Source organism: Hydrocarboniphaga effusa AP103 (genome assembly GCF_000271305.1).
GTDB lineage: Bacteria > Pseudomonadota > Gammaproteobacteria > Nevskiales > Nevskiaceae > Hydrocarboniphaga > Hydrocarboniphaga effusa.
The window spans coordinates 605,640-620,051 of record NZ_AKGD01000003.1 but is presented as its reverse complement, the minus strand read 5'-3'; the positions used below and the strand labels follow the sequence as shown (position 1 = coordinate 620,051).

Below are 14,412 nucleotides of genomic sequence, written 5' to 3'. Positions count from 1 at the left end.
TGATGCACATAGAAAAAACGCCACTCGCCGGCTCCCCAACCGACTCGTGGCGCTCGCGACACCCAAAGAGAACGCCCTCGGTGCTGTTGCCGCGGGCGATCTCGCTCAGGGATAAGTGACGTTCTTCCCGTACGGGTAGAACTTGTCGAGCTTGACGTATTTGTAATTGAGCGCTTCGAGTCGCACGGTACCGACGAAGGGCTGCTCGGGCTCGACGAGCAGAATCGTCTTGGCGTAGCCGTTGTCGTGATAACCGCGGCGGAAATGCACGCGCGACTTGATGCAGAACACCTTGAAGTCAGCCGGGTTGATGCCCAGGTCCAGGAACTCGTCGGGCTCGAGGTTCTGGTACAGGTAGGGGCTGATGATGACGACGTTGCCGTCGCCGAACTTGACGCTGACCCAGAGCTGCGACTTGGCCGCACCGCCGAAGCGCCCGATGCCACCGCTCACGGTGTGGACCACGCCGGTCACGCGCACCGGCTTGCCGGCCGATTCGTCGAGACGGCCGCCGATCTCCATGTCGAACTTGTCACCGACCTTGACGCCCTTCTTGCGCAGCGCCTCGATCGCCTGCTCGTCCGCGACGGTTCCGAGCAGCGTCTTGCTGAGCTTCTGGCTGATGACCTGTTCGAGCTGCCAGGTCGCGGCGCCGGAGCGATCGCTGTGATCGGCCAGTACCACCGGCAGGTTCTTGCCGCTGGCGATCGCTTCCTTGGCCAGCTTCACACCTTCGGCATGCGAGTACACCTTGGTGCCGTAGACGAGCTCCTTGCGCAGGCGCCAGGCCGTCATCGCCATGTCTTCGGCGACCTTGTTCGCGAGTTCCGGATCGCCATTGGTCATCACCTGGAAAGTCATGCCGCAATCCACCGCGTCGCCGAACGCGAAGCCGTAGTAGAAGCTCACGTAGACATCCGGCGAACGCGCCTCCCACACCAGTGCGCGCTGCACGAGGTCCATCCACGGCGAAGCGCCCGTCCACTGCAGCACCGAGGCCGTGATGATCGGCGGCTTGCGCGTCGCCGTCGTCGGCTTGTAGTCGCCGCGAATGCTGCGAATCAGCATGCGCGCGGCGCGCTCGCCCTGCAGATGATCGTCGTAGTGCGGGTAATACTTGATGCAGAACGCGAAGTTCGCGTAGCGCAGGAACTCCTGATCCTCGTTGCCGTGCGGATCGAAAGTGCCGGCGATGAAAGCCTTCGGGCCGATCACTTCGCGCACTCGGCGCGCGATCTCGGCTTCTGCGCGCGGCACGTCACGCACGCTCATGGCGCCGTGCAGCGACAGGTAGGCGCCGTCGAACGGCCCTTGCGCCTTGAGGTCCTTGATCATGTTCGCCATCAAGGTGTCGAAGGCGTCCTTCGTCACCCAGCCCGAGGCCGAACCGCGCTTCGGAAACAGCGGCGATTCGATGCCGACGACTTCGACGTTCGCATGCTCGCGCGCCACTTTCACGAAGCCGGTGATGGTGCCGAAGCCCGAGCCGAGCAGCGCTTCGCCGCGCGCCGGCGAGCCTTCGTAGATGAAGTCGTCGAGCACGGTGTCGTACGGCAGGAAGGTGACGTTCTCGTGCATGAAGTTCATCACCGCAATGCGGATCGGCTTGCTGTTGCTGCCAGCCTTCTTTTCGGCCGCCTGCACGCCGCTCGCCAGACCGGTGGCCGAAAGGCCTGCGACGGTCGAGACGGACAGCATTTTTCTACGCGTGATTTTCATGAAGCGGTTCCTGATTCCTGCTGCTGATGAGGAGGCCAGGCCAGCGAGGGCCTGATTCGATCGATGATCGGTCGACGATAGGGGCCGCGTCCCGCTGCGATCCAATGAATTGATGCCGGGAGTGCATAACCGTGGGTTATCGCTTTTCCGTCATCGCAGCGGCGACATTGGCTACCCTGCCCCTCTCCTTTCCGGAGAGGGGTTCGTCTTCACTTGGCCGGATAGCTCACGTTCTTGCCGTACGGATAGAACTTGTCGAGCTTGAGATGCTGGTACTTGAGCCCTTCGAGTCGAACCGTGCCGAGGAAAGGCTGGTCGGGCTCGACGAGCAGGATCGTCGGCGCGTAGCCGTTGTCGTAGAAGCCGCGGCGGAAATGCACGCGCGACTTGATCGCGAAGCCCTTGAAGTCGGCCGGGTTGATGCCGATGTCGTTGAACACCTCGGGCCAGCGCACCTGGAACAGGTTCGGGCTGATGACGACGACGTTGCCGTCACCGAACTTCACGCTGACCCAGAGCTGGGCGCCCTTGGCATCGCCGGCCGGGCCGCTGACCGTGTTCACGGTGCCGACCACGCGCACCGGATCGCCGGCCGATTCGTCGAGCCTGCCGCCGATCATCATGTCGAACTTGTCGCCGACCTTGACGCCCTGCTTGCGCAGCGTCTCGATGGCTTCGGGATCCGCGATCGTGCCGATCAGCGTACCGGACAGCTTCTGGTCGATGACCTGCTTGAGCAGCCAGGTCGCGGCGCCCGAACGGTCGCTGTGATCGGCCAGCACGAACGGCGTCTTGCCGCTCTTGATCGCCTCCTTGGCGAGCTTCACGCCTTCGGTATGCGAGTACACCTTGGTACCCGAAACCAGCTCCTTGCGCAGGCGCCAAGCAGTGCTGGCCATGTCGTCGGCGATCTTGTTCGCGAGTTCCGGATCGCCGTTGGTCATCACCTGGAAGGTCATGCCCGCGTCGACCACGTCGGCGAACGCGAAGCCGTAGTAGAAGTTCACGTAGACGTCCGGCGAGCGTGCTTCCCAGACCAGCGCACGCTGCACCAGATCCATCCACGGCGAGGCGCCCGTCCACTGCAGCACCGAGGCCGTGATGATCGGCGGCTTGCGCGTCGCGGTGGTGGGCTTGTAGTCGCCACGCAGCGCACGGATCAGCGTGCGCGCCGCGCGCTCGCCCTGCAGATAGCCGTCGTAGTGCGGGTAATACTTGATCGTGAACGCAAGATTCGCGTACTTCAGGAAATCCTCGTCCTCGTTGCCGTGCGGGTCGAAGGTGCCGACGATCATCGCCTTCGGGCCGATGGCTTCGCGCACGCGGCGTGCGATGACGGCTTCGGGCTTGGCGACGTCGCGGACGCCCATCGCGCCATGCAGCGACAGGTAGGCGCCGTCGAACGGCCCTTGCGCCTTGATGTCCTTGATCATGTTGTCGACGAAGTAGTCGAAGGCTTCCTTGGTGATCCAGCCCGAGCCGGTTCCCTTCTTCGAACCGAGCGGCGATTCGATGCCGACGAGTTCGACGTTCGCATGCTCGCGCGCCACTTTCACGAAGCCGCCGATCGAAGAGCGGCTCTTGTCGTAGCTGCTGCCCTCGAGCAGCGCGTCGCCGCGTGCAGGCGAGCCTTCGTAGATGAAATCGTCCTTGACGGTATCGAACGGCAGGAAAGTGACCGTCTCGTGCTCGAAGCGCATGACCGCGATGCGCAGCGGCTTTTGTGCCGAGCCCGATTTCGCTGAGCTTGCGGTGGCCGCTTGCGCCTGCAGGGAGGACAGCAAGGCGACCGCCCCCAAGGCGAGCACGGCCGTGAAGCGCTGGAACATTTTCACTTAGGTTCTGTCCGGTGTGGAGAAAGCTTCGGCCGCCGGGTCCGCTGATCGTCATGTGATCGTCATGGCCCCGCGGTCCATGGCTTGGGAAAGTAGGTTTCGGTTCCCCATCGATCCAATGAAATGATTCGCTTCCGGCATAACTTTCGGTTATGTGCCCGGGCGCCTTCTAATGCCCATGTTCCAGGCAGGCCGGTCGCGGCCTGCTGATATGATTTGCGCGTCGCCGCCAATCTTCCCGAACAGTTTTCGTCTCCATTCGCATGAGCGAGGTTTTCCTCAACGGCAGCTTCATCGAAGCCAGCCAGGCGCGCATCTCTCCGATGGACCGGGGCTTCCTGTTCGCCGACGGCATCTACGAAGTCATCCCGGTGTTCAATGGCGTGCTGTTCCGCGCCGAGCAGCACCTGCGCCGGCTCGAACGCTCGCTCGATGGCCTGCAGATCCCCTCGCCTCACAGCGTTCCCGAATGGATGGAGCTTTGTCGCGAGCTCGTGCGCCGCAACGGCGGCGGTGAACTGAGCCTCTACATGCAGGTGACGCGCGGCGCCCCCGACAAGCGCGATCATCCTTTTCCATATCCGGTCGTGCCGCCGACGGTCTTCATGTCGGCCACGTCGATCACGCGGTCTCCGACCCACGATCCGGATGCGGCGCTCGGCTTCGCCGCGATCACGCTCGACGACATACGCTGGGGACGCTGCGACATCAAATCGGTTTCGCTGCTACCGAACGTGCTCGCAAAACAACAGGCTTACGCGATGGGCGCGGCCGAGGCGATCCTGATCCGCGACGGCCTGGTCACCGAAGGCGCATCGACCAATGTGTTCCTGATCAAGGATGGACGCATCGGCACACCGCCGCGCAGCACGCGCATCCTCAACGGCATCACGCGCGAGCTGATCATCGAGCTGTGTGATCGTCACCGCATCGCGCTCGTCGAACGCGAAATCGCCAAGGCCGAGCTCTACGATGCGGACGAGATCTGGATCAGCAGTTCGACCAAGGACATCACCCCGATCGTGAGCGTCGATACGCGCAAGATCGGCCACGGCGTTCCGGGCGAGTTGTGGAAATCGTTCGCACGGCGGTTCGTCGACTACAAGCTCAGCGTCTGCAGCCGCTCGGACTGAATCGTCGCAGCGTCGGCGGACCATGGCCTTCGCGCGAATAACTGGCGGTTATGTTTGCCCTCCGTCTTTTGATTAGATAGGTCTACGTAGGGACGGCTATCGTTCAAGCATCGGCCCGGTCTCGCTTCGACATCCCGCCGCGACATTCCACTGCGCTCATCGCCAGCGGTACGCCCAGGACTTCAGTGATTCTTCGGATACCCACGCTGCTCCAGCCAAGCCTGACCTTATGATCCTCAACCCGTCCCCCGCGCCAGACTGGGGGCCGCCCTATCTGCTGTACCTCGGCGACGCGTCGGATGATCTCGCCATCAAGACGGCTCGCGGCCTTGCGTTCTGGCGGCCCGACTGGTGCATCGGACAGTTCCGCGGGCCCGATTGCCACGCAAGCCTGGACCTGCGGGAGCTCACGTTTGCCGAGGCCAGGGCAGCCGGTGCGAACACCCTGGTGATCGGGCTCGCCAACGCCGGCGGCGAGCTCAGCGCCCACAACGTGCGGGACATCGTCGCCGCGCTCGACGCCGGGCTCAACGTCGCCTCGGGCCTGCATCAGCGGCTCGATTCGGTCGCCCAGATCACCGAAGCGGCGCGACGCAGCGGGCGCGCGCTGTTCGATGCGCGCAGCTTTCCGTATCAACTGTCGGTCGGCAAAGGGCTGCCGCGTCCGGGCCGTCGCCTGCTCACGGTCGGCACCGATTGCTCGGTCGGCAAGATGTATACGACGCTGGCGATCGAGCGCGAGCTGCGCAAGCGCGGCATCCCGGCCGATTTCCGTGCCACCGGGCAGACCGGCATTCTCATCGCGGGCTCCGGCGTTCCGATCGATGCGCTCGTCGCCGACTTCATCTCGGGCGGCGCCGAGTGGCTCACGCCGGGCCGCGAGGACGACGGCTGGGATCTCATCGAAGGCCAGGGCTCGCTGTTCCATCCTTCGTACGCGGGGGTTTCGCTCGGCTTGTTGCACGGCGCCCAGCCCGACGCGCTCGTGCTGTGCCACGAGCCGCTGCGTCCGCACATGCGCGGCCTGCCGCATTACTCGCTGCCGAGCCTGAAGGCCACGCTTGAATCCAACCTGCAGCAAGCCCGCCTCACCCAGCCCGATGTCGTCGCCGTCGGCATCGCGCTGAACACCTCCAGGCTCACGCCGCAGGCCGCCATCGACGCCTGCAAGGCCGCCGAGGACGCCCTGGGACTGCCTTGCGAAGATCCGGTCGCCAGCGGCGTCGAACGCATCACCAACCAACTTCTCCAATGTTTCCCACGCTGAGCGTCATCCGTCAGTCGCTGCCGCTCACGGCTCCGTTTCGAATCTCGCGCGGAGTCAAGGTGGCGGCCGACGTAGTCGTCGTCGAGCTGCGCCAGGGCGATCGGCGCGGACGCGGCGAAGCGGTTCCGTACGCACGCTACGGCGAAACCGTGGACTCGGTGATCGAGCAGATCAACGAGGTTTCCGATGCGATTTCCAGCGGGCTTTCGCAATCGCAGCTGCAGGAGGCGCTCGCGCCGGGCGCCGCGCGCAACGCGATCGATTGCGCGTACTGGGACCTGGCCGCCCAGCAGATCGGCCAGCCGGTCCACGATCAGCTCGGCCTCGGACCATTGCCTGCGCTCGTCAGCGCGCTGACCGTGAGCCTGGACTCCGTCGAGGCCATGCACGCAGCGGCGCTTAAGCTTCGCAATGCCCCGCTGCTCAAGGTCAAGGTCGACGCCGAAGATCCCGAGACCCAGCTGCTCGCGGTGCGCGCGGCGGCACCCGATGCCAGGCTCATCGTCGATCCGAACGAGAGCTGGACCTTCGACATCCTCAAGGCCATGCAGCCGATCCTCGTCGAAGCGCGTGTCGATCTGGTCGAACAGCCCTTGCCCGCGGACGAGGACGCGGTGCTCGAGGGCTTCGTTCCGCTGCGTCCGATCTGCGCCGACGAGTCCTGCCACGTCGCCGAAGATCTGCCGAGGCTGCTGAACCGCTATCAGGCCATCAACATCAAGCTCGACAAGGCCGGCGGACTCACGGGCGCCCTGCAACTGCTGTGGAACGCGCAGTCGGCCGGCATGCTGATCATGAGCGGCTGCATGATCAGCAGCTCGCTCGGCATCGCCCCGGCGTTTCACATCGCACGCCACGCCAGCTACGTCGACCTCGACGGTCCGCTCTGGCTCGAGCAGGACTACAAGGGCGGCGCTTATCTGCGCGATGGCCAGCTCGTTGCGCCCGAAGGCTATGTCTGGGGCGGTGGCTGAGCCAACTCGAAAAGCGCGCGTCGGTCGAGCAGGCACAAAAGCCCCGGAGCACGCTCCGGGGCTTTTCAGGCACTCATGGTTTCTTCTTTCTCAGCAGCCACGCCGGGATCGCAGACAGCAACAGCAGGCCGCCGATCACGAGCCAGGCCGGAAACCCGCCCTCCTCTTCGGCTGCACCATCCGCATCGTTGAGCCTGGCTTTTTCGCCTTCGGCCAGCAGCAGCTCCATTTCGGTAACGTGCCCCTCTTCGCCTTCGACGATGATGCGATAGCGATGCCCGACCGTCGCATCATCGAAGCGGAAGCGGCCGTCGCTGTCGGCATTGCTCGTGCGCGCCTGTTCGGCCGGTGCGTCGATATCGATGAGCTGCACGAACTCGCCGACCGCCAGCGCACCGTCCGAGTAGTAGACGGTGCCGACAATGCTGCTGCCCTCGCCTTTGACGCTGACCAGCAATCCGTGTGCGTGCACCGCAAGCGAGACCACCGACACCAGCAGGCCCGCGCAAATCAGCTTGATCCTGGGCTTGATCTGTCGCATCGCATCACTCCGCATGAAAGCCGAACAGGTACTCGTAGCTGAACTCGGTGAACTTCGGGTTGCCGCTCACCTTGGTGCGCTGGCCGGACCACAGCTTGTTGAAACCCTTGGTCGGAACGAAGCTCGCCACACCATCGGCATCGCTGATGCCTTCGCTGCCTTCTTCGTCGCGACCGATCTTGATGCCAGCCGCGGGCTTGCCGTCGATCGTGATGCGTACGCGCAAGGGCTGGCCGGCGCGCGGGGCCTTGGCCTCGAGCGGCGTGACTTCGAAAGGCTGGCCGAGCGTCTGCGTCACGAACGGCGTCCACTGCAGGATGGTCTTGTGATACTTGACCGCGTTGGTCGCCTGCTTGGCGCCCGGCACTTCATCCAGGGTCTTGTTCACGCTGCGGCCTTCGGGCGTGCGCGTCCAGATTCCGTTTTCGTAATGCATCGCGATCAGCGCCGGCTCGCGCACCGGCCGCAGGCGCACGCCGTCGGCGGCATCGGTCCTGATCATGTCGATGCGCTTGCCGCTCGCGTCATAGGCATCGGCGGATTTGAGCTTGTCGGCCGGATACGATTCGAGCTTGCCCGCATGGCCACCGAAGTAGACACGATAGACGCCCGGCGTCGAATCGGGCTGCAGCCAGACCGTGTGCGCCGATGCGCTGGCGCAATACAGCGTTGCGGCGGCAAGGCCGAAGCCGGCCAGCGCGCGCATGGGTCGAACGAGGTTCATCGACATGAAGGTCTCCTTAGAAATCGAATTGAACGCCGGCGCGCAGCGTGCGCGGCGCGGCCGGGGCGTGAAGTGTCTGTCCGCCGATGCGCGTCGTCGACGCGGAATAGACGCGGTCGGTGACGTTGTCGAGGCTCAGGTAGAAGCGATACACGTGCAATCCGCTGCGAACGGCGCGCGTCGCGCCGACATCCACCGTGGTGAAACTGGCAGATCGCTCGGAGTTCGCCGCGTCGATCTCGTAGTCGCCGACCAGGCGCCAGGTGGCATCGAAGGCCCAATCCTGGTCCGGCAGCCAGCGCGCGTTGAGCGTCGCGGTATCGCGCGAAACGCCCGCCACCTCGTTGCCGACCAGCGCGGCGTTACCGTTTTTCCTGATCTCGGAATCGGTGTAGGCGTAGACCGCCGACAGCTCCAAGGCGGCCAGCGGATGCCATTGCAGGCTCGTTTCGATGCCACGGCGCAAGGTCGCGCCGAAGTTGTCGTAGTCGCCGGTCGCGAGCGTGCGCACCTCGTTGGTCGAGCTCAGGCGAAATGCGGCGATGTCGAAGGCGAGGCCCTGGACGGGCTTGAGCGTGGCGCCGATTTCGGTCTGCTTGAACACGTTCGGATCGAGCGAGCTGGCCGAGGCCGCGTACTTGATGAAACCGCTCGGCAGTGCGAAGCCCTGCGCCCAGCTCGCACGCAATCCGAGCCAGCTCCAGGGCTGCATGCGCAGCGCGAGCTTGGGGCTCAGGTTGTCGAGCTCGTTGAGATCACCGCAGGGGCTCGTGCTGGTCTCCGGACCGTTGAGCGAGCAATCACCGGTGAAACGATCGGCGCGCAGGCCCAGCGACGGCATGAACAGCGAATGCAAGGCCCAGTCCGCCTCGGCGAACGCCGACAGGCTGTCGAGTTCGGCGCGACGGTCGTTGATCGCCGGATTCAGGCGCTCGCGATGATCGAGGCCGTCGTAGTACGCGTAGTCGGTGCGCTCGGTGAATGCCTCGACACCGGCCACCCAGTTGATCGGTTTGGCGAGCAGCTGTTGCCGGCCATTGAGGCTCGTCCCCAGGCCATAGACTTCGCGATCGTAGGTTTCCTCTCGCTGCCGCCATTCGGTCGCACTGACCGGGCGCGTGAACCAGCGCGTGAAGTCCTGCCGCGTGGTGTAGGCGAAGCTGAGCAGCTTGAGCGTCTCGCTCAGGGCGTAGTTGGCGTCGAGCCTGAAGGTCGAGAAGCCCTTGTCCGCGCCGTCGTTCTGCACGTTCGGATCGATGCCATACGGATCGCGGTCGAACTGCGCCTGGGTCATGTACGAGGGACCGGCCGAACTCGCCTCGTGCACACGCGCGGAGACCGCGAACTGTAGCCTCTGGGTCGCCGCGATGCTCCAGCGTCCCGCGAAGGTTCCGCGATCGGTGCGCGACTGCGGACGGAAGCCGTCGCTGTGATACGCCTGCGCGGCGAGGTTGAGCTGCTGGCGTTCGCCGATCGGCGTTCCCATCGCGGCCTGCGCATCGAAGGTGTCGAAAGCGCCGAGCGCCAGGTCGGCCTGCAGGTAATCGCCGGTCTTGCGTGTGACCAGGCTCACGAGGCCGCCACGGTTGAAGTTGCCGTAGAGCGCCGAAACCGGGCCCTTGAACACCGTCATCTGATCGATCTCGAGCGGCACCACGACGCTGAAATCGACATAGCCGTCGGCGTGCGACATCGCCTCGTTGAGCGGAATGCCATCGAGCACGGTGCCCAGATCGCCACCGTGGCCCCCGCCACCGAAGCCACGGATGACCACCGCGCTGCCCACGCCCGGCAATCCGTAGTCGAGCACGTTCATGCCCGGCACCTGGCGAAACAGTTCCTGCGCCTGTGAGACCCGCTCATCGCGAATCTGCTGCTGGTCGAGCGTCGTCGACGAATAGCCGCTGTCCTCGCGACGCAAGGCCTGGCCCTTGACGATGACCTCTTCCATGACGCCCCCCTCGGCGGCGGCGACCTGGATATCGTTCGCGTCGCCCGAGCTCTGGGCATAGGCCGGAGCCAGCATCAGGCTCGCGACGATCGCCATGCCGCGCTTGCGCAACGGCGGGCAAGACGAAGCGCTTGCTATCGGATTTTCGGTTTTGATCATTGGAATTTTGATAAGTGAGTTTCTTGCAGGCCTCAGGCCCGATGAAATTTTCTAAAGCTTTTCACCGGCCGAATCGATCGAAACCTTCGACCGCTCGATCGCCGGCTCGCGCGTACCGGCATAGCCCTGCAACTGCTGCACGAACAACACCGCACCGGCGCAGATGAGCGCCGTATTGGCGACACGCGAGACCAGCGGCCAGGCCGAGGTCTCGCGCCACAAGCGGATCACCGCGGCCATCACCGTGAGCGCCGCGATCTGCCCGAGCTCGACGCCGACGTTGAACGCGATCACCTTGGATACGAGCATCGGGTCCTTGGCGAGCGTCATCTGCTGCAGGCGAGTCGACAGGCCGAAGCCATGAATCAGTCCGAACAAGAACACCATCAGCAACAGGCTCGGCGCATTGAATTTGAACCAGCGACGAAAGCCATCGAGGTTCTCGAACGCCTTGTAGATCACCGTCAGCGCGATCACCGCATCGATCAGGTAAGGGTTGGCTCCGACGCCCGCCTTGGTCGCGAAGATCAGCACGAGCGTGTGGCCCAGCGTGAACGCGGTGATGAACTTGACGATGTCGATGAAGCTCTTGAGAAAGAACAGCACGCCGAGCAGGAACAGCAGATGGTCGTAGCCCGTCAGCATGTGCTCGGCGCCCACCATCGCGAAATCCAGGTAGTCGCCATCCAGCATGCGTTGCTTGGCGAGCTCGGAGACGTTGTGCGCCTGCGCCAGACCCGATGAAGCGAGCAGCCCCAGAGCCAGCACCCGGCGTAAGAAGTTTTTCACTTTTGTATGACCCAATGATGAAAAAAAGAGGTGCCCGGTCAAGCTGGGCACCTCCAACCCTTGCTAGGTTCTACACGATGTTTGTTACGCGCCGAATTCGAAGCGGTAACCGAGGCGGAAGGTGCGGCCCAGGTAGTCGTAGAGCGCGCGGTTGACGCCCGGCTCGACGTTGGAGCTGTCCGACGGGCCGAGGCCCACGGCTTCAGGATCTTCGTTGAAGAAGTTCATGATCTTGAAGAACACCTGGTTGTTGGACTTGCCGCTCGCGCCGACGTTGTACGAGAGGAAGGTGTCGACGTAGAACGCACCGGCGATCTTGTTGTTGGTGATCGTGCGATTGCGGCCAGTCGAAGTCGGGCAATCGCCATTGCACTCGACGTAGGTGTTGTCGTACGTGCCGGCACTGATGCCGCGGCCGGTGAGCATGAAGGTGAAGCGATCGAGGTTGTACGTCGCCGACAAGCGATAGCGCCAGTCGGGCGGGCCGTCGCCGCTGTTCTGGCCCGCACGGTCGATCTCGCCATCCACGCCGTTGTTCGACGACATTTCGAGATAGTGCGTCGCCAGTGCGCGGAACGACAGCATGCCTTCCAGTCCATCCGAGATCATCGCCATCGGCACCGAATAGCTCGCTTCGAGGTCGAGGCCGCGGGCGCGCTGGGAGACGAAGTTCAACGGCTGGTTGGTGATCAGGATGTCGCTCTGCGTCGTATCCAGGCCCCGACCGTCGACGGTGCCGATCTGGCCGCAGAACTGCGTGATGCCCGAGAAGCAGCGGTCGACGATGTCCTGCGCCACCACCGTACCGATGGCGTCGTTGATCTCGATGTCGTAGTAGTCGACCGAGAAGCCCAGGCCCGGCACGAACGACGGACGATAGATGAGGCCCAGGCCCAGCGTATCGGCCTTCTCGGGCTTCAGGTCGGTATTGCCCATCGTGGTTTCGGTGAAGCGCATCGACTTGGGTTGATCATTTACATCCAGCTGATACGGGTTGCCGAGGAAGTTCGTACGGCGCTGGCCGGCCTGGAACAGCTCCTGCAGGTTGGGCGCACGAATGTCGCGCGACTGCGTCACGCGCAGCTTGAGGTCGTCGAACGGCGACCAGGTCAGGCCGGTCTTCCAGGTCGTCACGTAGCCCGATTCGCTGTAGTCGGTGCCGCGCACGGCGCCGTTGAATTCGAGACTGTCGGTGATCGGCACGAGCGCTTCGAGGTAGGCCTCGGTCACGTCGTACTTGCCATCGGTGACGAGGAAGTTGCCGAAGGCCCAGCCGCTCGAATACTGCGGATCCACTTCACCCGAAATCTTTTCGATGCGGTGCTCGGCGCCGAAGGCGATGCCGATCGGATTGAACCAGGCATTGTCGATGTTGGTGCTGAAGTTGACCGCGGCGACGTCCTGCTCGAACTTCTGCTTGCGGAACGGCGAACCCATGATGTAGTCCACCGCCTCCTGGCTGTTCATGCCCACGCCCATGCGGTTGAACGGCACGCAGTTCTCGGCGCCCGCGGTTCCGTTGGCGGTCGCACGGCAGACGATCTGGCCGTCGACTTCGATCGCATCCTGCGCCCAGGCCAGGCGCTGGGTGTTGTAGACGTACAGGCCCTCGTGCGCGTCGGTGATGCCCTTCTGGTAGTAGCCATCCCACTTGAAGCCCTGGGCACCGACATCGAAGCTGCCTTCGAAGCCGAGCACGTAGCGCTGCACTTCACGCTCGTTGTCGGTGATGCGCGTCGGGATGTCGGCGTTCGAGGTGCCGAGGTTGAACTGCGTCGCGCCCAGTGCATCGAGCTGCGACTTGATCTCGTCGGGAATGAAGGCGTTGTCGGAGCGGATGACCACGCTGCCCTTGTCCGAGTTGGTGCCGCCCCACTGATAGGCCTCGTTCTTGTTGTACGAGGCTTCCGCGAACACGTTGAGGTTGTCGGCGACGTCGAAGCTCAGGCGCGTGAACAGACCGTCGCGGTTGCTCTCGGGCTCGAGCGAAGTGCGGTCGTAGGACTGCCCGAGCTTCCAGTCGCCGCCGACGGTCCACTGGCCGCCGACCGCCCCGTAGTTGAACTGGTTGACGACACCGTTGCCGCCGAAATAGTTGCCTTGCAGCGCGGTATCGGTCAGCACCCGAGTTCGGTTCGGCAATTCCGGCGTCGGATCGCGAACCGTCACCGACGTGATGATGCCGCCCGGCGTCATCACCGCCATGCCGGCCTGGCTGGTCGGCATGTACTGGGCCTGGCCATTGCCGGCTCGGTAGTCCGGGTTCTGCACCATGTACCAGCCCTTCTCGGCCCATTGGCGCGGAACGCCGAAGATGCCGTCGCGGCGCGAGCTTTCGCCGTTGATCAGGAAGTGGCCGCGGCCGTCGGCGAAGCCGGTACCGAAGGTCAGCGTGCCGAGCAGGCTGCGATCGTCGCCGTAGGTGGTCTCGCCGGCTTCGACGCTGCCCTTGAGGCCCGTGTACTTGCGATCGAGGATGAAGTTGACGACGCCCGAGACGGCATCGGAGCCGTACACCGACGAAGCGCCACCGGTGACGATTTCGACGTTCTTGACGAGCGCCTGCGGAAACGTATTGATGTCGACGGTGCCGTTGGCGATCGAACCCACCGAGCGCTTGCCATCGAGCAGCACGAGCGTGCGGTTGTTGCCGAGGCTGCGCAGGTTGATCGAGCTGATGCCCGCGGTGCCGCCGCTGATGCTGCGGTTCGACGTTGCCGGAGCGGTGCTGCCGGCAACCGACGGCAGTTCGTTGACGAAGTCGGCGACGTTGGAGCGGCCCGAAGCCTGCAGGTCCGCCTCACCGATCACGGTGACCGGCGTCGGCGTGTCGTAGCCGTTGCGCACGATGCGCGAGCCGGTGACGACGATCTCTTCGACTTCTGCGGTGGTGTCCGCTGTGGCCGTCGGAGTGGTGGGCGCTTCGGCGGCGGTGGTCTCACCGGTCGGAGCGTTGGCTTCGACTTCCACTTGCCCCGGCGACGCATCGGCCGGATCGGAAGAAACGGGAGCCTCCTGAGCATGCGCACTGGCCATGGTGGCCAGCGCCAGCGCACTCAGCAGGCCTTTGGTTGAAAGCTTCCAGATCGAAGCGCTCGCTTCGCGCTGATCGGAACGGGATGAAACGTTTTGCGATGACACAACAGCCCCCTTGAGTTAGAGACGATGACTGAATTGCCGCCGGCAAGTCGCGCCCCTGGCAGCCTCGAGGCTGCCATCGCGACCATTCGACGATTGACTGGATGGCGCACCGCTCGGCGCGTCCACCCTCAGCTCACGGTCCCCAGGCCGTTTGCTTTCCTTGCCGCTGCACTACATCC

10 protein-coding genes are annotated in these 14,412 nt (G+C 64.1%); 3 read left to right on the top strand and 7 right to left on the bottom strand.

Going from position 1 to position 14,412, the window contains the following annotated elements; genetic code table 11:
• Positions 1 to 105: 105 nt before the first annotated feature.
• On the bottom strand, positions 106 to 1,719 hold the full coding sequence (locus tag WQQ_RS19040; protein ID WP_007186892.1) for a M81 family metallopeptidase: 1,614 nt from the start codon (positions 1,717 to 1,719) through the stop codon (positions 106 to 108).
• 209 nt (positions 1,720 to 1,928) lie between these two features.
• A complete protein-coding gene (locus WQQ_RS19035) occupies positions 1,929 to 3,434 on the bottom strand; it encodes a M81 family metallopeptidase (protein ID WP_040455116.1) in 1,506 nt (501 codons plus the stop codon).
• A gap of 383 nt (positions 3,435 to 3,817) precedes the next feature.
• On the opposite strand from WQQ_RS19035, the gene WQQ_RS19030 reads away from it, so the two are divergent.
• The 3 genes from WQQ_RS19030 to dgcA all read left to right on the top strand — a co-directional run bounded on the left by WQQ_RS19030 (position 3,818) and on the right by dgcA (position 6,928).
• Positions 3,818 to 4,687 (top strand): D-amino acid aminotransferase, encoded by an 870-nt coding sequence (locus tag WQQ_RS19030; protein ID WP_007186890.1) that lies wholly within the window; start codon positions 3,818 to 3,820, stop codon positions 4,685 to 4,687.
• Between the two features lie 229 nt (positions 4,688 to 4,916).
• The gene (dgcN, locus tag WQQ_RS19025) at positions 4,917 to 5,954 is read left to right on the top strand and encodes an N-acetyltransferase DgcN (protein WP_050997767.1); all 1,038 of its coding nucleotides are present in this window, start codon (positions 4,917 to 4,919) and stop codon (positions 5,952 to 5,954) included.
• A complete protein-coding gene (gene dgcA, locus WQQ_RS19020; RefSeq protein WP_040454887.1) occupies positions 5,939 to 6,928 on the top strand; it encodes an N-acetyl-D-Glu racemase DgcA in 990 nt (329 codons plus the stop codon). The genes dgcN and dgcA overlap by 16 nt, the downstream gene beginning before the upstream one ends.
• Positions 6,929 to 7,001: 73 nt before the next feature.
• On the opposite strand, the gene WQQ_RS19015 is transcribed toward dgcA, so the two are convergent.
• The 5 genes from WQQ_RS19015 to WQQ_RS18995 form a co-directional block, all read right to left on the bottom strand.
• Positions 7,002 to 7,469 carry a carboxypeptidase-like regulatory domain-containing protein gene (locus WQQ_RS19015; RefSeq protein WP_007186887.1) on the bottom strand — a complete coding sequence of 156 codons (468 nt, stop codon included), beginning with the start codon at positions 7,467 to 7,469 and terminating at the stop codon, positions 7,002 to 7,004.
• A 4-nt stretch (positions 7,470 to 7,473) separates the two neighbouring features.
• A complete protein-coding gene (locus tag WQQ_RS19010) occupies positions 7,474 to 8,199 on the bottom strand; it encodes a DUF4198 domain-containing protein (protein ID WP_007186886.1) in 726 nt (241 codons plus the stop codon).
• Between the two features lie 10 nt (positions 8,200 to 8,209).
• Positions 8,210 to 10,303, bottom strand: a complete 2,094-nt coding sequence (locus WQQ_RS19005; protein ID WP_157534778.1) for a TonB-dependent receptor — start codon at positions 10,301 to 10,303, stop codon at positions 8,210 to 8,212.
• Between the two features lie 51 nt (positions 10,304 to 10,354).
• Complete coding sequence (locus WQQ_RS19000) at positions 10,355 to 11,092, bottom strand: HupE/UreJ family protein (protein WP_202800706.1); 738 nt, start codon at positions 11,090 to 11,092, stop codon at positions 10,355 to 10,357.
• 84 nt (positions 11,093 to 11,176) lie between these two features.
• Positions 11,177 to 14,233 carry a TonB-dependent receptor plug domain-containing protein gene (locus WQQ_RS18995; RefSeq protein ID WP_007186882.1) on the bottom strand — a complete coding sequence of 1,019 codons (3,057 nt, stop codon included), beginning with the start codon at positions 14,231 to 14,233 and terminating at the stop codon, positions 11,177 to 11,179.
• Between the last annotated feature and the right edge of the window lie 179 nt (positions 14,234 to 14,412).

Coding starts and splice junctions, on each gene's coding strand:
- WQQ_RS19040 (WP_007186892.1), bottom strand. CDS start 1,719: ATGAAAATCACGCGTAGAAAAATGCTGTCCGTCTCGACCGTCGCAGGC.
- WQQ_RS19030 (WP_007186890.1), top strand. CDS start 3,818: ATGAGCGAGGTTTTCCTCAACGGCAGCTTCATCGAAGCCAGCCAGGCG.
- dgcN (WP_050997767.1), top strand. CDS start 4,917: ATGATCCTCAACCCGTCCCCCGCGCCAGACTGGGGGCCGCCCTATCTG.
- dgcA (WP_040454887.1), top strand. CDS start 5,939: ATGTTTCCCACGCTGAGCGTCATCCGTCAGTCGCTGCCGCTCACGGCT.
- WQQ_RS19015 (WP_007186887.1), bottom strand. CDS start 7,469: ATGCGACAGATCAAGCCCAGGATCAAGCTGATTTGCGCGGGCCTGCTG.
- WQQ_RS19010 (WP_007186886.1), bottom strand. CDS start 8,199: ATGTCGATGAACCTCGTTCGACCCATGCGCGCGCTGGCCGGCTTCGGC.
- WQQ_RS19005 (WP_157534778.1), bottom strand. CDS start 10,303: ATGATCAAAACCGAAAATCCGATAGCAAGCGCTTCGTCTTGCCCGCCG.